16 protein-coding genes are annotated in these 25,434 nt (G+C 73.4%); 15 read left to right on the forward strand and 1 reads right to left on the reverse strand.

Features of this window, described 5'->3' with window-relative positions:
* Window position 1: 1 nt before the first annotated feature.
* The 9 genes from A6A29_RS25700 (at window position 2) to A6A29_RS25740 (ending at window position 13,474) form a co-directional block, all read left to right on the forward strand.
* Window positions 2-1,267, forward strand: coding sequence for a 6-phospho-beta-glucosidase (locus tag A6A29_RS25700; protein ID WP_073723277.1), 1,266 nt, complete (start codon window positions 2-4; stop codon window positions 1,265-1,267).
* Entirely contained in the window at window positions 1,258-2,232 is a 975-nt protein-coding gene (locus tag A6A29_RS25705) for an N-acetylglucosamine kinase (protein ID WP_073723279.1), read from the forward strand. Before A6A29_RS25700 ends, A6A29_RS25705 begins: the two co-directional genes overlap by 10 nt.
* 331 nt (window positions 2,233-2,563) lie before the next feature.
* Entirely contained in the window at window positions 2,564-3,964 is a 1,401-nt protein-coding gene (locus A6A29_RS25710; RefSeq protein WP_073723281.1) for a hypothetical protein, read from the forward strand.
* Window positions 3,965-3,975: 11 nt separating this feature from the next.
* A complete protein-coding gene (locus tag A6A29_RS25715) occupies window positions 3,976-5,010 on the forward strand; it encodes a glutamate ABC transporter substrate-binding protein (RefSeq protein ID WP_073723283.1) in 1,035 nt (344 codons plus the stop codon).
* Window positions 5,011-5,057: 47 nt separating this feature from the next.
* Window positions 5,058-6,404, forward strand: coding sequence for a hypothetical protein (locus tag A6A29_RS25720; RefSeq protein ID WP_073723285.1), 1,347 nt, complete (start codon window positions 5,058-5,060; stop codon window positions 6,402-6,404).
* Window positions 6,401-9,220 carry a serine/threonine-protein kinase gene (locus A6A29_RS25725; RefSeq protein ID WP_073723287.1) on the forward strand — a complete coding sequence of 940 codons (2,820 nt, stop codon included), beginning with the start codon at window positions 6,401-6,403 and terminating at the stop codon, window positions 9,218-9,220. The genes A6A29_RS25720 and A6A29_RS25725 overlap by 4 nt, the downstream gene beginning before the upstream one ends.
* 2 nt (window positions 9,221-9,222) lie before the next feature.
* The gene (locus A6A29_RS25730; protein WP_073723911.1) at window positions 9,223-10,623 is read left to right on the forward strand and encodes a PP2C family serine/threonine-protein phosphatase; all 1,401 of its coding nucleotides are present in this window, start codon (window positions 9,223-9,225) and stop codon (window positions 10,621-10,623) included.
* A 97-nt stretch (window positions 10,624-10,720) separates the two neighbouring features.
* Window positions 10,721-12,082, forward strand: a complete 1,362-nt coding sequence (locus A6A29_RS25735) for a vWA domain-containing protein (RefSeq protein WP_073723289.1) — start codon at window positions 10,721-10,723, stop codon at window positions 12,080-12,082.
* Window positions 12,083-12,157: 75 nt separating this feature from the next.
* Complete coding sequence (locus A6A29_RS25740; protein ID WP_073723291.1) at window positions 12,158-13,474, forward strand: FHA domain-containing protein; 1,317 nt, start codon at window positions 12,158-12,160, stop codon at window positions 13,472-13,474.
* 52 nt (window positions 13,475-13,526) lie between these two features.
* Here the strand turns inward: A6A29_RS25740 and A6A29_RS25745 are convergent, their stop codons facing one another.
* Window positions 13,527-14,513: a methyltransferase domain-containing protein gene (locus A6A29_RS25745; protein ID WP_073723293.1), complete on the reverse strand. Its 987-nt coding sequence runs from the start codon at window positions 14,511-14,513 to the stop codon at window positions 13,527-13,529.
* 134 nt (window positions 14,514-14,647) lie between these two features.
* Between A6A29_RS25745 and A6A29_RS25750 the strand changes: the two genes are divergently transcribed.
* The 6 genes from A6A29_RS25750 to A6A29_RS25775 all read left to right on the forward strand — a co-directional run bounded on the left by A6A29_RS25750 (window position 14,648) and on the right by A6A29_RS25775 (window position 25,390).
* Entirely contained in the window at window positions 14,648-15,052 is a 405-nt protein-coding gene (locus A6A29_RS25750; RefSeq protein ID WP_073723295.1) for a globin, read from the forward strand.
* A 145-nt stretch (window positions 15,053-15,197) separates the two neighbouring features.
* Window positions 15,198-18,521 (forward strand): ABC transporter permease, encoded by a 3,324-nt coding sequence (locus A6A29_RS25755; RefSeq protein ID WP_073723297.1) that lies wholly within the window; start codon window positions 15,198-15,200, stop codon window positions 18,519-18,521.
* 1 nt (window position 18,522) lies between these two features.
* Window positions 18,523-21,405: an FtsX-like permease family protein gene (locus tag A6A29_RS25760; RefSeq protein ID WP_107468323.1), complete on the forward strand. Its 2,883-nt coding sequence runs from the start codon at window positions 18,523-18,525 to the stop codon at window positions 21,403-21,405.
* Window positions 21,402-22,367, forward strand: a complete 966-nt coding sequence (locus A6A29_RS25765; protein ID WP_073723299.1) for an ABC transporter ATP-binding protein — start codon at window positions 21,402-21,404, stop codon at window positions 22,365-22,367. The genes A6A29_RS25760 and A6A29_RS25765 overlap by 4 nt, the downstream gene beginning before the upstream one ends.
* Window positions 22,368-22,598: 231 nt before the next feature.
* Entirely contained in the window at window positions 22,599-24,152 is a 1,554-nt protein-coding gene (locus A6A29_RS25770; RefSeq protein WP_073723301.1) for an alpha/beta hydrolase, read from the forward strand.
* On the forward strand, window positions 24,149-25,390 hold the full coding sequence (locus A6A29_RS25775) for a serine hydrolase domain-containing protein (RefSeq protein WP_073723303.1): 1,242 nt from the start codon (window positions 24,149-24,151) through the stop codon (window positions 25,388-25,390). The genes A6A29_RS25770 and A6A29_RS25775 overlap by 4 nt, the downstream gene beginning before the upstream one ends.
* Window positions 25,391-25,434: the final 44 nt, after the last annotated feature.

The following is a 25,434-nucleotide window of genomic DNA, read 5'->3' on the forward strand; positions in this document are numbered from 1 at the left end:
CATGAAGCTCGCAGTAGTTGGTGGCGGGTCCACCTACACACCTGAACTGATCGACGGCTTCGCGCGGCTGCGCGACACCCTGCCGGTCGAGGAGCTCGTGCTCGTCGACCCGGCGGCCGACCGGCTGGAGCTGGTCGGCGGCCTGGCCCGGCGGATCTTCGCCAAGCAGGGCCACCCGGGGCGGATCACCACCACCTCCGACCTGGACGCGGGCGTCGCCGACGCCGACGCGGTCCTGCTCCAGCTGCGCGTCGGCGGACAGGCCGCCCGCAACAAGGACGAGACATGGCCGCTGGAGTGCGGCTGCGTCGGCCAGGAGACCACCGGCGCCGGTGGCCTCGCCAAGGCGATGCGCACGGTGCCCGTCGTCCTCGACATCGCCGAGCGGGTGCGCCGCTCGAACCCGAACGCCTGGATCATCGACTTCACCAACCCGGTCGGCATCGTCACCCGGGCGCTCCTCCAGGCCGGGCACAAGGCCGTCGGCCTGTGCAACGTGGCGATCGGCTTCCAGCGGAGGTTCGCCGCGCTGCTCGACGTCACCCCCGGCGAGGTCCACCTGGACCACGTCGGACTGAACCACCTGACCTGGGAGCTCGGGGTGCGCCTGGGCGGCCCCGACGGCGAGAACGTCCTGCCGAAGCTGCTCGCCGAGCACGGCGACGCCATCGCGGACGACCTGCGCATGCCGCGCGCCATCGTGGACCGGCTGGGCGTCGTCCCCTCGTACTACCTGCGGTACTTCTACGCGCACGACGAGGTCGTCCGGGAGCTCGGCACCAAGCCGTCCCGGGCCGCCGAGGTCGCGGCGATGGAGAAGGAACTCCTGGAGATGTACGGCGACCCGGCCCTGGACGAGAAGCCGGCCCTGCTCGGCAAGCGCGGCGGCGCCTTCTACTCGGAGGCGGCCGTGGACCTGGCGGCCTCGCTGCTCGGCGGCGGCGGTTCCGCGGTGCAGGTGGTCAACACGTACAACAACGGGACGCTGCCGTTCCTGGCGGACGACGCGGTGATCGAGGTGCAGGCCCGGATCGACGGCACGGGCGCGACCCCGCTCGCCGTCCCGGCGCTGGACCCGCTGTACGCCGGTCTGATCGGTCATGTCACGGCGTACGAGGACCTCGCCCTGGAAGCCGCGCTGCGCGGCGGCCGGGACCGGGTCTTCAAGGCGCTGCTCGCGCATCCGCTGGTCGGCCAGTACGAGTACGCCGAGGGCCTCACCGACCGGCTGATCGCGCACAACCGGGAGCACCTCGCGTGGGCGTGAACGTCTCGGTCGTCGCCATCGACGCGGGGAACAGCAAGACCGATGTGGCTCTGATCGGCGAGGACGGAAGCGTGCTGTCCACGGCCCGGGGCGGCGGCTTCCAGCCGCCCGCCGTCGGGGTGACGGCGGCCGTGGACGTCCTGTCCTCGATCCTTGACCGGGCGGTCGCCGCCGTCGGTGGGCCCATCGGGAACATCGGGCATGTGTCCGCGTGTCTGGCCAACGCCGATCTCCCGGTCGAGGAGGCGGAGCTGACCGAGGCTCTGTTCGCCCGCGGCTGGGCGGGCACGGTGGAGGTGCGCAACGACACCTTCGCGATACTGCGGGCCGGGGTGGACGAGCCGCGGGGCGTCGCGGTGGTCTGCGGCGCCGGGATCAACTGTGTCGGCATGGTGCCGGACGGGCGCACCGCCCGCTTCCCCGCGATCGGCCGCATATCCGGTGACTGGGGCGGCGGTGCGGGGCTGGCCGAGGAGGCCATGTGGCTGGCCGCGCGGGCCGAGGACGGCCGCGGCGAGCCGACGGAACTGGTCCGTACGCTGCCCGGCCACTTCGGGCTCGACTCGATGTACGCGCTGATCGAGGCGCTGCACCGGGGGCGGATTCCTTATGAGCGGCGCCATGAGCTGACCCCGGTGCTGTTCGCCACGAGTGCGGCCGGCGACCCGTTGGCGGGCTCCGTGGTGGACCGGCTGGCGGAGGAGGTCGTCGCGATGGCCTCGGTGGCGCTGGCTCGCCTCGGTCTGCTGGACGAGGAGGCGCCGGTGCTCCTGGGCGGCAGTGTGCTGGCCGCCCGCCACCCGCAGCTGGACGCCAGGATCGCCGAACTCCTCGCGGTCCGGGCCCCGAAGGCGGTGGTCCGGGTGGTGTCGCAGCCGCCGGTCCTGGGGGCCGCGCTGCTCGGCCTGGACCACGTGGGTGCGGCGCCCGAGGTGCACCGGAGACTGCGCGCCCAGTACACCTGACACACTGGACACTCCCGTGGGGCGTCTCACAGCGTTCGCGCCGTGAGGCGCCCCTGGGCGTGAGGGAACCGATCAGTGGTCCCGAACGTGTTCCTGGTGGGGATCCGGTCCGCTTCGGGGATGCTTCGGCAGCGCTGACGGGGATGTTTCGGGGCTTGTTACGGCGATCGTCTTGATCGACTGCGCTCGCCCTGATCGAATGCGTGGACCGATACAGGTCCAGGCGTTCTCCGTATGGACTCCGTTCCCTGCGGCCATACTTCTGGCCGGGCACCAGTCCTCCGATCGGCCGGGGGGCCGGGCCGTCGTCAGTGACCGAGGGGGAGGTCGAGTGACATACCCGCCGATCGGGGGCTCGCAGGCGGAGCGCACACCGGCTCAGCCGTCCGCGCCCGGCGAGCTGTCCGCGCCCGTACCCGCGCAGCGCCGTGGTGCCTGGACCGGGCAGACGGAGCGGCTGCGGGCCGCGGCGACGACCGAGCCCGGCCGGCTCCAGATCATCGGAGCCGTACTGGCGCTGCTGGTCGTGGCGTTCGGAGCGGTGACCGCCCTGGAGATCTCGGGCCGTGCCGCCGCGGCCGATGACGTCGTCAGCCGCAGTCAGCCGCTGAGCGCGGACGCGGCGGCCGTCTACCGTTCGCTCGCCGACGCGGACACGATGGCGGCGAGCGGCTTCCTGGCGGGCGCCCAGGAGCCCAGGGATGTGCACGAGCAGTACGAGAAGGACATCAAGGACGCCTCGCGGCTGCTGGTGAGGGCCGCGGCGAACACGGACGCCACGACCACGTCCGGGCACGAGATCACCACGCTGAACGAACTGCTCCCGGTCTACACCGGACTGATCGAGCGGGCCCGCGCCAACAACCGGCAGGGTCTGCCGCTGGGCGGGGCCTACCTCCGGTACGCGAACCAGAAGATGACCGACGAAATGCTGCCCGCCGCCGAGCGGCTGTACGTCGCGGAGACGGGGCGGCTCGGCCGCGACTCCGCCGACGCCCGGCAGTTTCCGTACCTCTCGCTGCTGACCGGGATCGTGGCGCTGGGCGCGCTGGTGTGGATGCAGCGGCGCAACTACCGTCGTACGAACAGGGTCTTCAACCACGGTCTGCTGGCGGCGACGGCCGCGACGACCGTGCTGCTGCTGTGGCTGGCGGTGGGGCACACGGTGGCGCGTACCGAAGTGCGTGCCGCGATGGTCCACGGGCAGGAGTCACTCGATGTCCTCAACAACGCGCGGATCAACTCCCTGAAGGCACGCGCCAATGAGAACCTCACCCTGGTCGCCCGCGGTGCCGTACTGACCGCGGACGGCACCGGCGACAAGTACGAGACCGACTACACCTCGGGCATGAAGGCCCTCGACGCGCAGCTGAAGAGGGCCGAGAAGCTCGCCGACGACTTCCGGGGGAGCGAGCCGGTGGCGAAGGCCATCACCAGTGTGTCCGAGTGGCAGGACCGCCACCGCAAGGCCCGTGCGACCGACGACCAGGGCGACTACGAGGGTGCGCTGGTGCAGATCATCGGCACGGAGGACTCCACGGGCCAGTCGTTCCAGCAAGTGGACTCGGCGCTCGAAAAGGCACTCTCCGTTGAGCAGGACGAGTTCACCCGATCGGCGGGCGACGGACGCGGGGCGCTGGGCGGGCTGCCGATCGGGGCCGGCGCCCTGGCCGTGCTGGGCGCGGCCGCCGCCGTCCTCGGGGTCAACCGCAGGCTCTCGGAGTACCGGTGAGAGGGGCAGCGATGAGCGGGGTGAAGGACTGGGCGGCGCGCGGCAGGCTGCGTGGCTGGGGCGGGGTGACGGGCATGGCCGTGGCCTGTGCCCTCACGGCCTCGCTCACCCTGCTGCCGCTCTCCCACGGCGGCGCCGGTCCCTTCGGCGTGAACACCGCGGGCCCGGGGACGGCCTCGGCGGTGCCCGCACGGGCCGACGCCTGCACCGACCCGGAGGCGAGTCTGCCGCCGTCGAGCGCGGGCGGACCGAGCATCGAGAAGATCCGCAAGCGCGGCAAGCTGATCGCCGGTGTCGACCAGAACAGCTTCCGGTGGGGCTATCGCAACCCGGACACCGGCACGCTCGAAGGCTTCGACATCGACCTGGTGCGGGCCATCGCGGGCAACATCCTGGGCGACCCCGACGCGGTGATCTTCCGGGCCATTCCCACCAACCAGCGCATAGCGGCCCTGGAGCACGACCGGGTCGACGTCGTCGTGCGGACGATGACGATCAACTGCAAGCGGCTGGACCAGGTCTCCTTCTCCACGGCCTACTTCCAGGCCGGACAGCAGGTGCTGGCCCCGAAGGAATCGGCGATCACGGGGTACGACTCCTCGCTGAAGGGGAAGCGGGTCTGCACCGCCGAGGGCTCCACCGCGTACGAGGCGCTGGAGAAGCAGTCCTACGGCGCGGTCTTCAAGGACGAGTCCGAGGGCACCGAGCGGGACAAGGACCAGCTGACCGTGCCCAATCAGCTGGACTGCCTGGTCCGTCTCCAGCTCGGTGAGGTCGACGCCGTCGTCACGGACAACGCCCTGGCGGCCGGCCAGGCCGCGCAGGACCCGGCGGTGGTCCTCAAGGGCGCCCCGTTCACCACCGAGTACTACGGCGTGGCGACGAAGAAGGGCGCGAACGACCTGGTGGCCCGCGTCAACTCCGTGCTGGACGACTATCGCCGGGGCGGGACGGGCAGCGACTGGATGGTGTCGTACCGCGAGTGGCTGGCGACCGGACTGCCCGGCATCAAGGCACCGCCGGCGCCCAAGTACCGGAGCAACTGATCCCGTCCGGGCCCACCGGCCCGGCGGGGAGAGCGGAGAGGTGATCGATGGGCGTGGCGGGATCCTTCCCCGGCTTCGCGGGGAAGCCCCCCGGCCCGGTCATGGACCGGGACGAGACGGACCGTGCGCTGGCCCGGCTCGGTGCGGAGCACGAGGCGATCGAGACCTCGCTCCTCGCCCTGCAGGACCATGCCGGCCGCCGGCTCCTGGAGGGCGCCGAGCTGACCGGGGTGACCCGGGACCGCTGGGCCACGACCGACCGGGCGATCACGCTGCTGTGGGGGTACTTCGACGCCTACGCGGGGGCGCTCGCCCAGGCCCGCGAGGTGCGGGCCCGCAGGCGCTACCCGAACCGGGACGACCTGGTGGCCCTGACCGGGCTGCTGCGCGGCGACGACATCACCGTGGCGAACACCGCGGCGGTGCCCGACCCCTCGCTCACCGGCCCGGCCCGGCTCTCCGAGCGGTTCACGCTGGAGGAGCTGGTGAGCCGGATGAACGAGTTGTACGCGCGTTCGCTGGACATGGTCGTCGCCTCGGACTCCGTATGGTCCGCGCTGCCCGCCCGGATAGATCTGCTCGCCGCCGAACTGCACCGGACGCGCTCGCTGGCGCACTCGGTGGGGGTGCGCCCCGGTGAGCATCCGGCGGGCGACGACCTGGCGGAGATCACCCAGGAGCTGACCACGCTGCGGATGCAGGTGATCTCCGACCCGCTGGCGTTCTGGCTGCCGGGCCCCGGCAGCGCGGCGCCCGGCGGCGGCCGTCCGGACACCACCCGCTACGACCGGGCGGCCCGTGCCCTGGAGGATGTGCGCCGGGAGATCGAGGCGGTGCTCGCGGTCCGGCAGGACGCCGAACAGCGCCTGGTCCAGCTGCGGGACGTGCTCTCGCGGGCGGACCGCACCCTGGCCGAGGCGCGCTCGGCGCGCGGTGAGGTGCTGGCGAAGATCGCCGCGTCCGAGGTGCCCGCGGTCAGCGGCCCGCCGACGGCGTTGCAGGAGCGGCTCGCGGCCGCGTCCGACTACCGCAGGTACGCGCAGTGGCACCGGCTCTCACCGCTCCTGGAGTCACTGGAGCGGGAGGCCGAGGACGAGTTGATGCGGGCCCGTGAATCACTGACGTCCGTCACGGCGCCGCTCGCGGTCCGTGCGGAGCTGCGCGGCCGGCTCGACGCGTACAAGGCGAAGGTGGCCCGGCACGGGCTGGCGGAGGACCCGGTGCTGATCGAGCGGTACGACGCCGCGCGCCGGATGCTGTGGAGCGCCCCGTGCGATCTGCGGGTCGCCGGGCAGGCGGTGCTGCGCTATCAGCAGGCGGCCGCGGAACTGCTGACACCGCAGCGGCCGTCCTCACCCGAGGACCGGCGGGGCGAACAGGGGGAGACACGATGAGTACGCAGTGCCAGCGCCCCGCGTGCGAGGGCGCTTACGAGGACATGGGCGGCGGTGAGCTGTACTGCGACACCTGCGGTCTGGCACCGGTGGTCCCGCCGACGGGGTCTCCCCTGTCCGAGCACCACGGGGAAACCGGCGACGGGATGGTCGCCTCGCCGCCCACGGGCATCGCGGGCGGCGGCCGGGCCGGCAGCCGCAGCACGTCACAGCGGTCGAGTTCGCGCGCCTCCTCCCGTGCCTCGTCCCGCTCGTCGACCTCACGGCGTTCCGTCTCCGGGCGGCTGTCGCGCTCGCTGTCCGGTGCCTCGACGTCCCGTTCGGTGTCGGTGCGCTCCTCGGGGACCGCGTCCGGCTCCTCCGGCCGGGGCAGGCTGGGCGTGGGCCTGGTGCAGGTCCCGGACGTGCCGCGCCCCGACCCGCGTACCGCCGTGATGGAGAATCCCGAGGTCCCCGAACGCAAGCGGTTCTGTTCGCGCTCCGACTGCGGGGCCCCGGTGGGCCGCTCGCGCGGCGAACGGACGGGCCGCACCGAGGGGTTCTGCACCAAGTGCGGCCACCCCTACTCCTTCGTGCCGAAGCTGCGCGGCGGTGACATCGTGCACGGGCAGTACGAGGTCGCGGGCTGTCTGGCGCACGGCGGGCTCGGCTGGGTCTACCTCGCGGTGGACCGCGCCGTCTCCGACCGCTGGGTGGTCCTCAAGGGCCTGCTGGACACCGGGGACCAGGACGCGATGGCGGCGGCCATATCGGAGCGCCGCTTCCTCGCGGAGATCGAGCACTCCAACATCGTCCGCATCTACAACTTCGTCGAGCACCTGGACCAGCGGACCGGTTCGCTCGACGGCTACATCGTGATGGAGTACGTCGGCGGCAAGGCGCTCAAGGAGATCGCGAACGAGCGCCGCACCCCGGCCGGGAAGCGGGACCCGCTGCCGGTCGAGCAGGCGTGCGCGTACGGGATCGAGGCCCTGGAGGCGCTCGGTCATCTGCACAGCCGGAATCTGCTGTACTGCGACTTCAAGGTCGACAACGCGATCCAGACCGAGGACCAGCTCAAGCTGATCGACATGGGCGCGGTGCGCCGGATGGACGACGAGGAGTCGGCCATCTACGGCACCGTGGGCTACCAGGCGCCCGAGGTCGCGGAGGTCGGCCCGTCGGTCGCCTCCGACCTCTACACGGTCGCACGGACGCTCGCGGTGCTCACGTTCGACTTCCAGGGGTACACGAACGTCTTCGTGGACTCGCTGCCGGACCCGGACAACATCGAGGTGTTCCGGACGTACGAGTCGTTCTACCGGCTGCTGGTGCGGGCCACCGACCCGGATCCGGCGCGGCGGTTCGCCTCGGCGACGGAGATGGCCGAGCAGCTGACGGGGGTGCTGCGCGAGGTCGTGTCGCTCCAGACGGGGCGGCCCAGGCCGGCGCTGTCGACGCTCTTCGGTACGGAACTGCGGGTGACGGACACGGAGCTGTTCTTCGAGCTGACGCAGGATGTGTCGCGCCTGGGCGTCCGGGCCGATCCGCCGGGCGGCGGGCGGCCGGGCCGGCGCAAGCGCCGTGCGGGCGCGGCGGCCGGTGCCGCGGTGCCGGTCGCCCCGGGGGCGGCCGTGACGGCGGTGGCGAGCGCGCTGCCGGTGGGCGCACAGCCCGCGGGCCCGCCCGCCCCCGGGTACCACGCTGCGGGGGGCGCTCCGCTGTCGGCGCCGGTCACCCATGTACAGGGAGGCCGGGCCGGCGGTCCGGGCAGCGGCGCCGGAGTCGGTGCCGCGCTCGCGTACGCGCAGCCGCAGACCGTGATTCCGGCGCCCCGGACGGCGGTCGCCGGTCCGTCGGGGGCGTCCGCCGGGCGCGGTCTCCGGCTCCCCGGGCTCGACGCGCGGGGCATCTCGCTCGCGCTGCCGGTGCCCCGGGTCGACGCCGACGACCCCAACGCCGGTTTCCTCGCCGGGGTGATGGCGTCCGCGCCCGCCGAGCTGATCGCCGCGCTGCACGCCGTACCCGCCGCCTCGCTGGAGACCCGGCTGCGGGAGCTGCGGGCCCGGCTGGAGATGAGCGAACTGGACGCCGCCGCACGGGCCCTGAGCACACTGGAGGGGCAGCACCCGGACGACTGGCGGGTCGTCTGGTACCGGGGCATCACCTCGCTGGTGACCGGGGACAACGAGGTCGCCGCGCTGTCCTTCGACGCGATCTACGACGCCTTTCCCGGGGAGCCCGCGCCCAAGCTGGCGCTGGGCATCTGCGCCGAGGTGCTGGGGCAGCTGGACAACGCCGCCGAGTACTACCGTCTGGTGTGGACGACCGACCCGAGCTTCGTGAGCGCCGCGTTCGGACTGGCCCGCGTGCAGATCGCCGCCGGGGACCGGTCCGGGGCGGTCCGCACCCTGGAGTCGGTGCCGGAGGCGTCGATCCACTACACGGCGGCACGGGTCGCCGCCGTGCGGGCGCGGCTGCGTGAACGGGACCCCGACGAGCCCCTGCTGACGGATCTGACGGCCGCCGCGATCCAGGTGGCGGCGCTGGCCGGGTTCGGCCTGGACGCGGTGCGCCGCGAGCAGTTGTCGACCGAGGTACTGGGCAAGGCACTGGACTGGGTACTCTCCGGTAGTCCCGGTGCGCCCTTGCCGGGCGGGTCGTCCGCCGGTGCTCCGGGTGCGCGAAAGCTGCTCGGCACCGAACTGGACGAGCGGGGACTGCGGTTCGGGCTGGAACGCTCGTACCGGATGCTCGCCCGGCTGGCACAGCGTGGCGACGAGAGGATCGAACTGGTGGAGCGGGCCAACCGTTTCCGCCCCCGGACGTGGGTGTGAAGATGTCACAGATCCACCAGCAGACCTCCTTGTCGAGGTGCCCCGGCTGCGAGGAGCCGCTGGAGTCGGGCGACCTGTTCTGCGGTGCGTGCGGGTACGACCTGTCGGCCGTGCCCGCGCCGCCGGACGACCGGCCGACGATGCCCATCGCCGTGCCCGTCGCCGGTGCGCCCGCACCTCCGGCCCCTCCCGCCGGGCCCGTCGGTGCCGTTCCGGGTGCGGGGGCGGTGGACTGGCCGCCCGCGTCCGAGGCCGACAGCTCCGATCTGCCCGCGCCGACGCACCGTCCGGCCGACCTGCCCGGCACGGACTCGGGCGGCAAGCCGCTGCCCACCACGGCCGCGGACCCGGTCCGGTACGACGACCGGGCCACCCCGGACGGGCCGGCGGGAACGGACTCCTCGGGCGACTTCGCGCTCGCGGCGCCGGACCCCCGTACGGCGGAGCACACCTCCACCCCGGCGGCGGGCACCAAGCTCTGTGTGGCCTGCCGTTCGGGCCGGGTGGACCCCGACGGCTACTGCGAGAACTGCGGCCACGCCCAGCCCCGCGAGCGCGACCACATGGAGCAGGAACTGGGCTCGGTGGCCGCGGTCAGCGACCGGGGTCTGCGCCACCACCGCAACGAGGACTCCTTCGCGGTGTCCTCGACCGCCCTGCCGGACGGCTCCCCGGCCGTCGTCGCGATCGTCTGCGACGGCGTCTCCTCCGCGAGCCGGCCCGACGAGGCGTCGGCGGCCGCGGCGAGCTGCGCCAACGAGGCGCTGCTGGAGTCCCTGCCGCGCGGTACGCACCCGCAGCAGGCGATGCACGACGCGATCATCGCCGCCTCCGAGGCGGTCAACGCGCTGGCCCAGGAGCCGGGCCAGGCGATGGAGCACGACCCCCACCGCCATCAGAACGCCCCGGCCTGCACGCTGGTCGGCGCGATCATGGCGGGTGGCCTGCTGGTCATCGGCTGGGTCGGCGACAGCCGGGTCTACTGGGTGCCGGACGACCGCACCGTCCCGCCCGCCCGGCTCACCGAGGACGACTCCTGGGCCGCGCAGATGGTGGCGGCCGGCCTGATGAACGAGGCCGAGGCGTACGCGGACGAGCGCGCCCACGCCATCACGGGCTGGCTCGGCGCCGACAGCTACGAACTGGAGCCGCACACCGCCTCGTTCAAACCGGACCGGCCGGGTCTGGTGGTGGTCTGCACGGACGGGCTGTGGAACTACGCGGAGTCCGCCGTGGAGATGGCCGCGGCCGTGCCGCCGGACGCGTACGAACGACCGCTGCACGGCGCCCAGGTGCTGGTGGGTCACGCGCTCGACGGCGGGGGCCACGACAACGTCACGGTGGCCCTGCTGCCGTTCGCCGTAACGCCTCACGGGGCAGGATCGGGCGGCGGCACGGCTTGACCCGGCGCGTTTCCCGGTCCCTGTCCGGTCCCTGTCTCCCCGTCCTCCGGCTGCGACCCAGTCCTCCGGCTGTTTCCCGCTTCAAGGAGCCGATCAGATGGCCAACTTCTCCAAGTCGAATGTGCCGCAGTTCTCCGTCGAGGTGTATCAGAACGCCTATCTGCCCGACGGCGGACGCGAGGTCAACGCGATCGTCACCGTCACCTCGACCGGCGGCGGCACCACCGGTGGCATTCCGCTGACCGGTGCGTCCCTGTCGCCCTCGCACCTTCCGGGGCGGGCGCCGAACGCCGCCGTGGTGATCATGGTCGACTGTTCGGGGTCGATGGACTACCCGCCGACGAAGATGCGCAACGCGCGCGACGCGACGGCCGCGGCCATCGACACGCTGCGCGAGGGCACGCAGTTCGCGGTGGTCGCCGGTACGCACGTGGCCAAGGACGTCTATCCGGGCAACGGGCGGCTCGCGACCGCCGACGCGCAGACCAAGGCCCAGGCGAAGGACGCCCTGCGGCGTCTGAGCGCGGGCGGCGGCACCGCGATCGGCACCTGGCTGCGGCTGGCCGACCGGCTGCTCGCCGCCGCCGACGTGGACATCCGGCACGGCATCGTACTGACCGACGGCCGCAACGAGCACGAGGCCCCGGAGGATCTGCGGGCCGCGCTCGACTCCTGCGCGGGCCGCTTCACCTGTGACGCGCGCGGTGTCGGCACCGACTGGGAGGTGAAGGAGGTCACCGCCATCGCCTCGGCGCTGCTCGGGACCGCCGACATCGTCGCCGATCCGGCGGGCCTGGCGGCGGACTTCACACAGATGATGGAGAACGCGATGGGCAAGGAGGTCGCGGACGTGGCGCTGCGGCTCTGGACGCCCGTCGGGGTCGAGATCAGATTTGTGAAGCAGGTGGCGCCCACGGTCGCCGACCTGACCGACCGGCGCACCGAGGCGGGACCGCGTGCCGGGGACTACCCCACGGGTTCCTGGGGCGACGAGTCCCGCGACTACCACGTGTGCGTCCAGGTCCCCCAGGCCGGAATCGGCCAGGAGATGCTGGCGTCCCGGGTCTCGCTGATCCTGCCCGCCCCGTCCGGCGGTGGCACTCCGCAGACCCTGTCGCAGGGCCTCGTACGGGCGGTGTGGACGGACGACATGGCAGCGTCGACGTCGATCAATCCGCAGGTCGCGCACTACACAGGTCAGGCGGAACTGGCACAAGTCATTCAGCAGGGGCTCGACGCACGCAAGTCGGGCGACTTCGACGGCGCGACCGCGAAACTGGGCCGTGCGGTGCAGCTCGCGTCGGCCTCGGGGAACGAGGACACTGCGAAACTGCTTTCGAAGGTGGTCGACGTCGTCGACGCGGCGACGGGTACTGTGCGACTGAAGGCGAAGGTGGCGGAGGCGGACGAGATGACCCTCGAAACACGCTCCACCAAAACCGTTCGCGTCAAGAAGTAGCGTCAAGACAGCACACCGCAACCGAACGAGCATGACGGCCCCCTGGGCCGGACGAGGAGAGGGGGAAGCGCCGACATGCCGACCTGCCCGAACGGACACCAGTCGGGTTCCGAGGACTGGTGCGAGGTCTGCGGACACCGCATGGCCGGGGCGGGCGCGCCCGCGGGCGCGGTTCCCCCGCCGCCTCCCCCGCCGCCCGCACCCGGTTACGGCTACCCGCAGGGCCCCGGCCCCGGTTCGCAGCCGACCATGCAGGCGGAGCTCTGCCCGCAGTGCCGCACCCCGCGTGAGGCGATGGCGCCGTTCTGCGAGGAATGCCGCTGGAACTTCCTCACGAACACGGCGACCTCCTACACCCCGCTCGCCCCGCCGCACGGCGGCCCCGGCGGTCCGGTGCCGGGGCTCAGCCTGCCGCCGGGCTTCCAGGCCCAGCAGCCCGCGCCGCCTCAGCAGCAACAGCCGCAGCCGCAGCCGCCGCGCGACCCGTTCGAGTACCAGAGCTCGCGGCCTTCGCAGGTGAACCGTCCGGCCGAGACGCTCCCGCCCGAGCAGGGCGGACCGGGTGGACCGGGTGGACCTGGTGCCCAGGGGGGTCACCCCGGGCCGCCGCCGTCGTTCCAGCAGGGCCCGCCGCCCCCGCCGTCGTTCCAGCAGCAGTCGGCGCCGTCTCCATCGCCCTTCGCCCAGCAGCCGCCGGCGCCGTTCCCGCCGCACCAGCAGCAGCAGTCGGCGCCGCCCGCGCCGCCCGCGCAGCCGCAGGCCCCGCAGACCGGCGCGGACGACTGGATGCTGTCGCCGCCCTCGCAGGCGCAGGCACCCCAGTCGCATCTGGCACCGCCGCCGCCCGCCCCGCAACTGCCGCAGGGGTACCAGCAGCAGGGACCGCAGGGATCACCGCAGTTCCCGGGTCAGGGACATGACCAGGGGCACGGCCCCGTACCGGGCCAGGGACATGACCAGGGGCAGGCGCAGCAGCAGCCCGTCTCCACCACCTGGACCGCCGTGATCGCCCCGGACCGTGAGTACTTCCTGGCGATGATGCAGCGCAGCGGCCCCGAGGCGACCGGGCTCAACCTGCCCGCGTACTCCCCGGAGCAGCGCCTCCCGCTCACCGGCAACCAGATCACCATCGGGCGCCGCCGGCACAGCACCGGCGAGTCCCCCGATGTCGATCTGTCGGTGCCGCCGGAGGACCCGGGTGTCTCGCACCAGCACGCGGTGCTGGTGCAGCAGCCCGACGGCAGCTGGGCCGTGGTCGACCAGAACTCCACCAACGGCACCACGCTCAACGGCGCCGAGGACCCGATCCAGCCCTATGTCCCCGTCCCGCTCCAGGACGGCGACCAGGTGCATGTCGGCGCCTGGACGACGATCACGGTCCGCCGGGACTAGCTCGTTCAGGGCGCGTCACGGGCCGGGCGGGGCACCGCTCGCACAGCGCGGTTCAGGGCCCGGCGAGCGGCCAGGCGTACGGCCCCTGCGGGTCGTCCAGCCAGGCCCACTGCCGGTCCGGCCCGACCGTGATGCCGTACCTCTCCCGCTGGGGGCGCCGCTCGCGCTGCCAGAGGGAGAGGGCCTCGTGCGGATCGAGGGTGCCCGCGGTCAGCGTCAGCAGGAAGCGGAAGAGTTCGTCGTCGATCACGTGCCTCGGCAGTCCGGCGAGGGGCTGGAGTTCGGCGGGCAGCGGCAGCGCACCGCGCAGGGGCACGAAGTACGCGGGGGTGGGCAGGAACCGTCCCTCCGCGTTCCGGCCGTGCGCCGTGTCGCGTACCCGCAGGGAGATCAGTCCGGTGGCGAACGGGGCCAGAATCCGCGCGCCGTCCCGGCACTGCGCCGGCCAGGCCCACGGCACGGACGGCAGGGTGCAGGTCGCGATGATCCGGTCGTAGGGGGCCCGCGCCGGGCAGCCGCGTGCGCCGTCCCCCGTGATCACCGCCGGGCGGTATCCGGCGGCGGCCAGATGACGGCGGGCCGACTCCGTGATCTCCGGGTCCAGATCGACGGTGGTCACCGCCCGGTCGCCGAGCCGGTGGGAGAGCAGCGCCGCGTTGTATCCGGTGCCCGCACCGATCTCCAGGACGGTGTGCCCGTCCCGTACGTCCAGTTCGTCGAGCATCAGGGCCATCAGCGAGGGCTGGCTGCTCGACGAGATCAGTTCGCCGTCCCTGATCCGGGTGGCGAGCGGCGCGTCCGCGTACACCTCGCGCAGCCAGCGTCCGCGGCGTACCGGGTCGGGGTCCTCGCCCCACAGCCGCTCGTAGCCGCGGATCCCGCCCACGGAGAAGTACGGCACGAACAGATGGCGCGGTACGTCCTCGAACGCGGCGCGCCAGGCGGGGTCCGTCAGGCCGCCGCGCGCCGCGATGGCCCGTGCCATGGACCACCGTGCCTCGTCGGCGTCGGCCGCGAACTGTTCCTGGTGTCCGCCCATGTCCCCACTGTCCTGCGGCGGCGCGCCAAGAGCCAGTGTGCGGGCCGAGTGGCCGAGCGGGGCCCCGGACAGGTGTGCGGGACGAAGGACCTAGGACCCGGGACCTCGGCCGGTGCGTCTGCGACCATGGACGGGTGACAGAGATTCCGCACGGCACGCTTCAGGAGCAGACCTTCTACGAGCAGGTCGGCGGCGAGGAGACCTTCCGGCGCCTGGTCCACCGCTTCTACGAGGGGGTCGCGGGCGACGAACTGCTGCGGCCGATGTACCCGGAGGAGGATCTGGGCCCGGCCGAGGAGCGGTTCACGCTGTTCCTGATCCAGTACTGGGGCGGCCCGCGGACCTACAGCGATCAGCGCGGACACCCTCGGCTGCGGATGCGGCACGTCCCGTTCCGGGTGGACCGGGCCGCTCATGACGCCTGGCTCGGTCATATGCGGGTCGCTCTCGACGAGCTCGGCCTGGCGCCCGAGCACGAGCAGCAATTGTGGAAATACCTGACATATGCCGCCGCGTCGATGATCAATACCGTCGACTGATATCCGGAATACGGTACTCCACCCCCGAATAACGGTCACGATCGCATCAAGGTGCCCCCGTAAGCGGTTTCCAGAACCCTGTGCCCTCTGAAAGCATCACGGGGACGTCGGGGGGCGTGTGCGTTCAGGGGTTCTGGGGGAATAAGTGACGGGGTTCGTCTTTCTGCGGGTGAGGGCGCATCGGCTCCTTCTCGCCGCGGCTCTCCTGGCCGTGCTGCTCACCACATCGGTACTGGCCGCGCTCACCGCGTTCTCCGGTTCCGTCGGGGATGCCGCGCTGCGGCACACGCTCACCCACCGGTCCGCGGCCTCCGCCTCGCTGTTCGTCTCGGCACAGGTGGACCGGGAGCAGCGCGGCGACGCGGAGAAGGCCACCCGCAAGGCGGCCCACGACACCTTCGGCGGGCTGCCCGTCACCGTACGGAAGCTGGAGAGCTCGGGGCCGTACGCGCTGCCGCGCGACCTCCAGTCCCCGGCCGCCCGGCGCGGTGAACCCGATCTCACCCACTTCGCCGCGCTCGACCGCGGCCGCGTCCGGCTCACGGAAGGCCGCCTTCCGGCGGGTGCGAACGGGGACGGCCCCGTGCAGGTGGCCCTGCCCGGTGCCGCCGCCGAGGTCCTGAAGCTGAAGCCGGGCACCCGGCTCACCCTCACCGACCGGCTGGGCGGCAAGCCGCAGCAGATCCTGATCACCGGCCTGTACGAGGCGTCCGACCAGGCCGACACGTACTGGCAGCTGGACACGCTCGGCGGGCGCGGCGTCCGCAAGGTCGTCTTCACCACCTACGGTCCCCTGCTCACCGACCCCTCCGTCCTCGGCTCCGGCCGGATCAGCGCCGGCGAGACGTCCTGGCTGGCCACGGCCGACTTCACCGACGTGACCACCGGCTCGATGGACGCGCTGCACAAGGCGTCGACGGAGGGGCCGAAGGCCCTGCTGGCCACGCCGGTGTTCAAGGACGGCGCCAACGCGCGGACCTCGCTGCCCACCGTGCTCGACCAGATCGACCGGGCGCTCCTGGTCTCGCGTTCGACGCTGATGATCGTCGCGGTGCAGCTGGTGCTGCTCGCGGCGTACGCACTGCTGCTCGTGGCCCGGCTGCTGAGCAGCGAACGCGGCGGCGAGACCGAGCTGTTGCGGGCCCGCGGCGGTTCACGGGGCCGGATCACCTCGTTCGCGGCGATCGAGGCGCTGATGCTCGCGGTACCCGCCGCCGTCATCGCCCCGCTGCTCGCGGGGCCGCTGACCCGGCTGCTGGCGGAGCGCAGCGTGCTCTCCCGGATCGGGCTGCGGTTCGAGGAGGCGACGACCGGCACGGTGTGGCTGGTCGCCGCCACCGTCGCGCTGGCCTGCGCACTCGCCGTGGTGGCGCCCGCGCTGGCCGCCAGCGCGGGCGGTGGCCGCCGGGCGCGGGCCGCCGCGCTCCCCGGGCCGGTGCGCGCCGGTGCCGACGTCGGGCTGCTCCTGATCGCCGCGGTGGCGTACTGGCAGCTGGACCGGCAGACCGGCGGCTCCGGCAACGGGGCACTCAGCGGTGACCGGGAGGGCGACCTCGGGATCGATCCGCTGCTGGTGGCCGCGCCCGCGCTGGCGCTGCTCGCGGGCACCGTACTGACGCTGAGGCTGCTGCCCCCGGCGGCGAAGCTCGCGGAGCGCCGCGCGGCGGGTGGCCGCGGACTGCCCGCGGCGCTGGCCGGCTGGCAGTTCAGCCGACGGCCGCTGCGCGGTGCCGGACCGGTGCTGCTGCTGGTCCTCTCGGTCGCGATGGGCATGCTGGCGATCGGTCAGAGCGCGTCCTGGAACCGCTCGCAGGGCGACCAGGCGGACTTCAGGTCCGGTGCGTCGGTCCGCATGGTGGGCGGGCTCAGCGGCGATCCGGCGAAGGCGGGCGCGTACGTGGGACTTCCGGGGGTACGGGAGGCGGCGCCCGCCTACCGCACGGGCGTGGAACTCTCCGGTGACCGCACGGCCCAGGTCATCGCCCTGGACACCGCGCACGCCGACGAGGGCATGCTGATGCGCCCGGACCTCGGGGACGGGACGCCGCAGCGGCTGTTCGACGCGATCGCCCCGGCGAAGACGGCCCGTACCGGGCTGCTGCTGCCCAAGGGCAGCGAGCGGTTGACGTTCGACGCGCGGATCAGCGGCCCGTCGAAGAAGTCCCGCGACGAGCAGTCGGACTCCTGGGCCCCGGACCGGGTGCCTGTGGTGACCGTCCTGCTGGAGGACCGTTACGGCATCCCGTACCGGACTCTCGCCGGGCCCGTGCCGGCCGACGGCCGGCCGCACACCCTCTCGATCGCGGTGGCCGCCGCGGGCGAACTGGCCGTGACCGGCTTCGAGGTGGACGACCGGCTGCCCGCCGAGGCACAGCAGCGCCGGTTCTCCGTGAGCGGACTCGGTGCGGTGACCGCCGACGGCGGCCGGCTCCCGGTGCACGCCCAGAAGGGGCTGCGCTGGGTGGGCGCCACCATGCTCACCGAATTCGGCGAGGAGCAGCCGGGCGAGACTCCGGTCCAGAAGAACGAGCCCGGCGGCGCCCCGGACTTCAGCTACAGCACCGGGTCCTCCGAGGACGCCGTGTCGGACTACGCGACCTCGAACGGTTCGCTGCGCATCACCACCGCCCGCGCGAAGGCCGCACCGGTCAGGGCCGTGGCGACGGACGCGTATCTGAAGGCCTCCGGCGCGAAGCTGGGCCAGCGGGTCGACCTCACGCTGGCCGGGAACACGGTCCGGGTGACCCTGGTGAAGTCCGTGCGCCAACTGCCCACGACCGGACCCGGCGCCCTCACGGAGTCCCGGGATTCGCTGACCCGGACCAAGGACGGCGGGGCCCTGCTGCTCGACCTCCGGTCCGTCACCGATCTGCTCGCCCAACGGCCGGGCGCCACCATCGCCGCCACCGAGTGGTGGCTGAGCACCGAGGCGGGTGACGCCTCGAAGGTCGCCGCCGCGCTGCGCAAGCTGCCCGACACCGACCCGGCGCAGGTCGAGGTGCGCGACGAGACGGCCCAGGAGCTGGTCAACGACCCGCTGGGGGCGGGACCGCAGTCCGCGCTGCTCGCCGTGGCCGTGGTGGCCGCCGCGCTGGCGGCGGTCGGCTTCGCGGTCAGCGTCGTCGGCTCGCAGCGCGAACGGTCCGCCGAATTCGCCGTCCTGCGGGCGCTGGGGGCACCGCGCCGCAAGCTGGCCCGGATGATCGCCGCCGAACAGGGCGTGCTGATCGCCATCGCACTGCTGGTCGGGCTGGCCCTCGGAGCCGTACTGACCAGGGCCGTCGTGCCACTCATCGTGCTGACCGGGCAGGCGACCCAGCCGGTGCCCGAGGTGCTGGTGCACCTGCCGGCCGGACAGGTCGCCGCACTGCTGGCCGGGGTCGCCGCACTGCCGCTGCTGATCGTCGCGGCGATCACGCTGCGCCGCGCCGACCCCGCGGTATCGCTGCGCCACCAGGGGGACAACTGACATGAGCGCCGACCAGAACCAGAACACCGGCGCGCCCGGCGGAGCGGAGAAGACCCCGGCCGCCGCCGGAGGACCGGGCACGGCCGTCGCCCGGCGCGCCGCCGCCTGCGCCCCGTGGGTCCGCACCCGGCTGCGTACCGCCCCCGGCGCCGCGGCGGCACTCGCGGGTCTCGTGCTGCTGACCACGTTCCTCGCCGCTTCGTTCCCGCGCTCCGTGGAGGCGTACGAGACGGACGGGCTGCGGCACGACATCGTCGCGGCCTCGCCCAGCCGGAGCGTCCTCGAAGTGACGTCGCCGCCGCCCGCCCCGGACCTGCGGCCGGAGGTCCAGGACGCCGCGGTGCGGGGCGCCGGGATGTCCAGGGTCGACGCCGCGCTGATGAAGGCGCTGCCGGAACCGGTACGGCCCGACGCCGCGCGCTCGTCCTACGGGGTGCACACCACGGCTCCCGCCGTCGCGACCGAGCCGTGGCTGCCCCGGCCGGACGGCCTCGCCCCGCAGTTCACCTACGCCACCGCGTCGGCGCTCGACAAGCACAGCACCCTGCGCTCCGGACAGTGGCCGGCCGTCCGAGGCGAGGTCTCCGCGGACAGCCGGGAGGTGGAGGCCGCGGTGACCGCCGAGACGGCGTCCGCCCTGAAGATGAAGGTCGGCTCCACGCTCTCGGTGCCCACCCGGACCGGTGCCCCGCTGACCGTCCGTATCACCGGCATCGTCACTCCCCTGCGCCCCACCGAGAGCTTCTGGTCCGTCGAGCCGCTGTTCAGGGGACCGGCACTGATCCCGGAGCGCGGGAGTTCGGAACCGAAGAACTACTGGACGGCCGCCCTGCTGCTGCCCCCGGACGCCGCACCCGCCCTGCTGGCCACGATGAACGAGCCGGAGCTGTACTGGCGGATCGCCCCGGACGCCGCTCACCTCACCGGGCTCGACGTGTCGGGGCTGCGGTCCGCCGTCGCCTCGCTGGAGAGCGGCCCCGAGCTGCTGAAGCTGCGCGACATCGCCGGGCCCACCGCGACGCTCACCACCGATCTGGACGAGATCGTCATCGCCCACACCCGGATGCGGTCGGCGATCAGTCCCGTCGTGACGGTCGCCGCCGTCGGGATCGGGGCGGTCGCCGCCGTCGTCCTGCTGATGACGGGCGGGCTGATCGGCGCCCGCCGCCACCACGAACTGGCCCTGCTGCGCTCGCGCGGCGGCTCCCTGCGGGGCATCGGCCGCCGCCTCTTCGCGGAGACCGCGGTGACCGTGCTGCCCGCGGCGGCGCTCGGGCTGCTGCTCGCCGTGCTGACCGTCGGACAGGCCCGGTTGTGGCCCGCGGTCGCCGCCGCCGCGGCCGTGACCGTACTGGTCTGCGCCGCGCTGCCGCTCCGTACGACCCTGCGGCACATCCGGCCGCAACTGCACGGCGCCCGCGACGACATGATGAACGCCCGGCCCTCGCGTCGGCGCACCGTCGCCGAACTGACCCTGCTCGTCCTGGCGATCGGCGCGGTCGCCGCGCTGCGCCGCCGGGGCACGGACGCGGACGGCGGTACCGATCTGCTGGTCAGCTCGGCGCCCGTGCTGGTCGGGCTGATCGCGGCCCTCGTCCTCGTACGGCTCTATCCGCTGCCCCTGCGGCTGGCGTCGCGTCCCGTCGCCCGGCTGCGCGGGGCCATCGGCTTCCTGTCGCTGGCCCGCGCCGGGCGCGCCTCCTCCAGCGGCACCCTGCCGCTGCTCGCGCTGCTGATCGCGCTGACCACCGCGGCGTTCGGCGGTTCGGTGCTCGCCGGGGTCGGGGACGCCCGCGGCGACGCAGCGCTGAAGGCCGTCGGGGCGGATGCCCGGATCAGCGGTCCGGGCGATCGCAGCACGCTGCCGGACGGCTTCGCCGACCGGGTGCGCGCGGTGCGCGGAGTCGATGACGTGGCGCCCGTCCAGATCGACTACGGCGTTCTGCTGCCGCCCGCCGCGAACGGCTCCGAGGACGCGAAGGGCGCCACTCTGGTGGGCGTCGAACCCGAGTCGTACGCACGGCTGGCGCGCGCGACCGGTCTCAAGGCGTTCCCCGGCGACCGGTTGAAGGCCACCGGCTCGGCCGCCCCGGTCCCGAGGGGGACCTTCCCGTCACTCGACCGGGTACTGCCCGTGATCGCCTCGCCCTCGGTCGCCGAACGGCTCGGCGACCAGCCGCAGGACATCGAGTCGCTGGCCGGGGACTTCAAGGTGCGGGTCGTGGGCGTCCAGCCGAGCACATCGGCGGTGGCGGACTCCGACTTCATGATCGTCAATACCGCGTCGCTCTCCGAAGGCCATCCCACCACGCTGCTCGTCACGGGCCCGGGTGCGGACGCGAAGGGGCTGCGCGCCGCCGCGCACGACACGGGCAAGGACTTCGCCGTACAGCTGCGGTCCGAGGAACTCGACGCGTTCGTCGACACCCCGATGCAGGCGGGCGCCGAGCGGATCTACGCGGCGGCGATCGCGGCGGGCGCCGGTTACGCGCTGCTGGCCGTGCTGCTGTCGCTGCTCCAGACCGCGCCGGAGCGCACCACGCTGCTGGCCCGGCTGCGCACGATGGGACTCACCACCGGGCAGGGCAGGCGGCTCCTCGCGTTCGAGGCGATGCCGCAGGCGCTGCTGGCGGCCGTCGGCGGCCTGCTCGTCGGCTGGGCGACCATCGTCCTGCTGGCACCCGGGGTGAACCTGGTCACGCTGGCCCTGGCCGGCGCTCCCGGAACCGCCCAGCACACCGTTTCGCTGCGGGCCGACCCCTGGTCGCTGGTGCTTCCGGCGCTCGGGGTCATCGTTCTCGCCGCCGCCGTGGCCGGCGTCCAGGCCTGGTGGGCGAGCCGCCGCGGCTCGATCACCGAACTCAGGGCAGGAGACACCCGATGACGTCGACCACCGAGACCACGCTGGCGGAACTCGAACAGCGGGCCACCGCGCGCCGGGACCGCCCTTCGTACGGCCATGACGCGCTGATCGCCTGCGACCGGCTGGTACGCATCTTCACCACGGACGGAGTGGAGGTGCAGGCCCTCCAGGGCCTCGATCTGCTGGTCACCGAGGGCGAGTTGATGGCCCTGGTCGGCGCGTCCGGCAGCGGCAAGTCGACGCTGATGAACATCCTGGCGGGCCTGGACGTGCCCACGGCCGGGTCGGCGAAGGTCGCGGGCTGCGATCTTTTGTCGATGGGACCGAAGGAACGGCTCCGCTACCGCCGTGACGTGGTCGGCTTCGTCTGGCAGCAGACCGCACGCAACCTGCTGCCGTATCTCACGGCGATCCAGAACATCACGCTGCCGATGCAGCTGCGCGGCGGCGGGCGCAACCGCGAACGGGCCGCCCACGCCGAGTCGTTGCTCCGGATGCTGGACATCGACGACTGCCGGGACCGTCGGCCGCAGCAGCTGTCCGGCGGGCAGCAGCAGCGGGTGGCGATCGCGGTGGCCCTCGCCAACAACCCGTCGGTCCTGCTCGCCGACGAGCCGACCGGTGAGCTGGACTCGGCCACCGGCGAGCAGGTCTTCGCCGCGTTCCGCCGCGCCAACGAGGAGCTCGGCACATCCATCGTGATCGTCACGCACGACCAGGCGGTGGCCAGCGAGGTGCGCCGTACGGTCGCCATCCGGGACGGCCGTACGTCCTCCGAGGTGCTGCGCCGCACGGAGGTCGACGCGGCGACGGGCCAGGAGTCCCAGGTGGCCCGGGAGTACGCGATGCTCGACCGCGCCGGACGCCTCCAGCTCCCCGCCGACTACACACAGGCGCTGGGCATGGAGCACCGGGTGATGCTGGAGCTGGAGCAGGACCACATCGGGGTATGGCCGGACGCCCCGGAGGAGCCGGGCAAGTAGAGCCGCGGACGGGGCGGGGCCGGGCGCGGCGGGCCGGGGAGCACCGCGCGGGCAGGGTGCACGGAGCGCGGCACGTCACGCGCGAGCACGGTGCACGGAACGTGGCACGACGCGTGCGAGCAGGGCAAGTAGGGCTGGCACCAGGGCAGTTCGAGGGGCTGTCCCGATGGTGGCGGCACCCTGTGCGCTCGTAGCGTCGGTCAGGTCATTCCACCTGTTCCGAGGAGCACCATGCGCGTCGCCCCCCTGTCCTTCGCCGGCCTGGGACTGGCCGGTCTGCTCGCGGGTGCGGTGCCCGCGAGCACGGCCGCTCCATCACCCGCCCCCGCCCCCGCGCACCAGCGCCTCGACTGGGGGCCCTGCCCGGACCGGTACGGGGACCTGAACGCGGCGGGCGCCCAGTGCGCCGATGTCACCGTGCCCCTCGACCACGCCGATCCCGGCGGCCGGACGATCCGGGTCGCCCTCTCCCGTATCAAGGCCACGGACCCCTCCCGGCGTCGCGGCATCCTCCTCTCCAACCCGGGCGGACCGGGCGGGACCGGGCTGGACAACACCCTGCGCCTGCGGCCGGCGCTCGGGGACGTGGCGGACCGCTACGACCTGATCGGCTTCGATCCGCGCTTCCTCGGCGACTCCACCCCGGTCGGCTGCGCCCCGGCGGCACCGGCCGTACCGCCCGGACCCGTCACCTCCGCACGGCAGGACTTCGACAGATCGGTCCGCTCGGCCCGTGACACCGCACGGCGCTGCGGCCGGTACGGGGACAACGCCACGCTGCTCCCGCACGCCTCCTCGCGCAATGTCGCCCGTGACATGGACGTGATCCGGGCGGCGCTGGGCGAGCGCAGGCTCTCGTACTACGGCATCTCGTACGGGGCCGATCTGGGCGCCGTCTACACCCAGTTGTTCCCGCGGCGGGCGGACCGGATGGTGATCGACTCCAGCACCGACCCGACGGCCACCCAGTACGAACTGTTCCGGTCGGCCGGGAAGCCGCTCGAAGAGGCCCTGGACGCCTGGGCCGGCTGGACCGCCCGGCACCACGGCACCTACGCGCTGGGCCGCACGGCCACCGAGGTGCGGGCCCGCGTGCAGCGGCTCCTCGACGGGGCGGAGAGGCACCCGGTGCCCGTCGCCGGTATCCGGCTGGACGCCCCCGTCCTGCGGCTGGTGCTCCGGCAGCTGATCCAGCACGAGGAGTACGACGCGGCGCTCGCGGGCACCGTACGGGACCTGGTGGACGCGGCCGCCGGAAAGCCGGTCGAGCCCGGTCCGGAACTGGCCGCGATGCTGGAGCTGCTCACCTCCCCCGAGCTGGCGGACGGCATGCTGGGCGGTGCGGTGTTCATGTGCGGGGACGGCGGCTGGCCGTCCGGCGGGTGGCCGGCGGACCCGGAGACGTACTGGAAGAACTCCGTGCGCAGCCGGGCCGAGCAGCCCGTCTTCGGTCCGTTCGTGAACGGGATGACGGCCCCGTGCGCCTTCTGGGAGACGGAACCGGCCGAGCCCGGCACGACGATCGGCAACGACGTACCCGTCCTGATGCTCCAGGCCCGCCGGGACAACAACGTGCCCTACGAAGGGGCGTTGGCCCTGCACCGCAGGCTGACCGGTTCGCGGCTGGTGACGGCGGACATCCGCTCGCACGGCGTCTACGGACGCGCAATCGACGGGCTGCGGCCGGTGCCCTGCGCCGACCGGGCCGTCAACGACTATCTGCGCGACGGCACCCTGCCCGCGCACGACCTCACCTGCCCCGCGACCCGGAGGTCCGAGCGATGATCAGCAGGCGTACGGGCCTCACGGCCACCGCGGCGGCGCTGCTGGCAGGCGCGGCCGGACCGGCGGCGGCGGCCACCCGCCCGGCCCCCGCCCCCGCAACTGCCACCCGTGCGGCGCGGCCCACGAACCCGGCGGCACGGCACCGCCTGCGGATCGACGCGGACGCGATCGTGGCGACCGGGGCCACCGGGGTGGTCGCCGAGGTCCAGAGTGCGCTCGGCAGCAGGACGGCGGCCTCCGGAACGGCCGATCCGGCGGACCCGGGCACCCCGGTCCCCCGGAACGCCTCGTACCGGATCGGGAGCGACACCAAGACCTTCACCGCCACCCTCGCCCTGCAGCTGATCGGCGAGGGCCGGCTCGCGCTGGACGACACGGTCGAACGGTGGCTGCCGGGATTGGTGCGGGGCAATGGCAACGACGGCACCCGGATCACCGTGCGCGATCTGCTCGGCCAGACCAGCGGGCTCAACGACTACCTCGCGGTGTCGCCCGACGCCGCGGAGGCGTTCACCCCGGAGGGCTATCACCGCTCACGGTTCCGCTCGCAGACCGCCCGCGAGCAGGTGGCGGCCGCCCTGAGCCGGCCTCCCCAGTGGCTTCCGGACCCCGTCGGCTCCCCCGGCGGAAAACGGCGTTGGGGCTACTCCAACACCAACTACACCCTCATGGGCCTGGTGATCGAGGAGGTGACGGGGCACCCCTGGGCGCAGGAGATCCACGACCGGATCATCGAACCTCTCGGCCTGCGCCACACGTTCTCGCCGGGCACCTCCCCCTACGTCCCGGCCCCGACCGCCACCGCGTACACCAGGTTCCCCGGCGAGGACGGCTTCACGGACACGACGCTGGCGTACGGGGGCGGCGCCGACGGCTGCCTGATCAGCGACACCCATGACCACGGCCGCTTCCTGCGCGCGTTGATGGGCGGCCGGCTGCTTCGCCCGGCCCAACTGGCGGCGATGAAGGAGACGGTGGCCGCCGACGACTGGATCGACGCGCCCGGGGTGCGCTACGGGCTGGGGATCGCCTGGCGGCCGGTGGCGGGGAGCCGCGGCGGCGTCTGGTTCCACGGGGGCACACATCTGGGCGTCGTCTCGGAGAGCGGGGTGACACCGGACGGTGAACGGGCCGCGACCAGCGCCACGTTCACGCTGCGCATGGGCGGCGCGGGCCAGGACGCCCAGGACCGGGCGGCCCGCCGACTGGTGGACCGGGCGCTGACGGGCCGGTGGTGACGGCGCCGGTGGTGGGCCCTCGCGGCCGGGATGCCGGGCGCGGC

Origin of the sequence: Streptomyces sp. TSRI0281 (assembly GCF_001905125.1) — a bacterium.
Lineage (GTDB): Bacteria > Actinomycetota > Actinomycetes > Streptomycetales > Streptomycetaceae > Streptomyces.

Coding starts and splice junctions, on each gene's coding strand:
- A6A29_RS25730 (WP_073723911.1), top strand. CDS start 9,223: ATGTCACAGATCCACCAGCAGACCTCCTTGTCGAGGTGCCCCGGCTGC.
- A6A29_RS25745 (WP_073723293.1), bottom strand. CDS start 14,513: ATGGGCGGACACCAGGAACAGTTCGCGGCCGACGCCGACGAGGCACGG.
- A6A29_RS25700 (WP_073723277.1), top strand. CDS start 2: ATGAAGCTCGCAGTAGTTGGTGGCGGGTCCACCTACACACCTGAACTG.
- A6A29_RS25725 (WP_073723287.1), top strand. CDS start 6,401: ATGAGTACGCAGTGCCAGCGCCCCGCGTGCGAGGGCGCTTACGAGGAC.
- A6A29_RS25715 (WP_073723283.1), top strand. CDS start 3,976: ATGAGCGGGGTGAAGGACTGGGCGGCGCGCGGCAGGCTGCGTGGCTGG.
- A6A29_RS25735 (WP_073723289.1), top strand. CDS start 10,721: ATGGCCAACTTCTCCAAGTCGAATGTGCCGCAGTTCTCCGTCGAGGTG.
- A6A29_RS25775 (WP_073723303.1), top strand. CDS start 24,149: ATGATCAGCAGGCGTACGGGCCTCACGGCCACCGCGGCGGCGCTGCTG.
- A6A29_RS25770 (WP_073723301.1), top strand. CDS start 22,599: ATGCGCGTCGCCCCCCTGTCCTTCGCCGGCCTGGGACTGGCCGGTCTG.
- A6A29_RS25720 (WP_073723285.1), top strand. CDS start 5,058: ATGGGCGTGGCGGGATCCTTCCCCGGCTTCGCGGGGAAGCCCCCCGGC.
- A6A29_RS25760 (WP_107468323.1), top strand. CDS start 18,523: ATGAGCGCCGACCAGAACCAGAACACCGGCGCGCCCGGCGGAGCGGAG.
- A6A29_RS25765 (WP_073723299.1), top strand. CDS start 21,402: ATGACGTCGACCACCGAGACCACGCTGGCGGAACTCGAACAGCGGGCC.
- A6A29_RS25740 (WP_073723291.1), top strand. CDS start 12,158: ATGCCGACCTGCCCGAACGGACACCAGTCGGGTTCCGAGGACTGGTGC.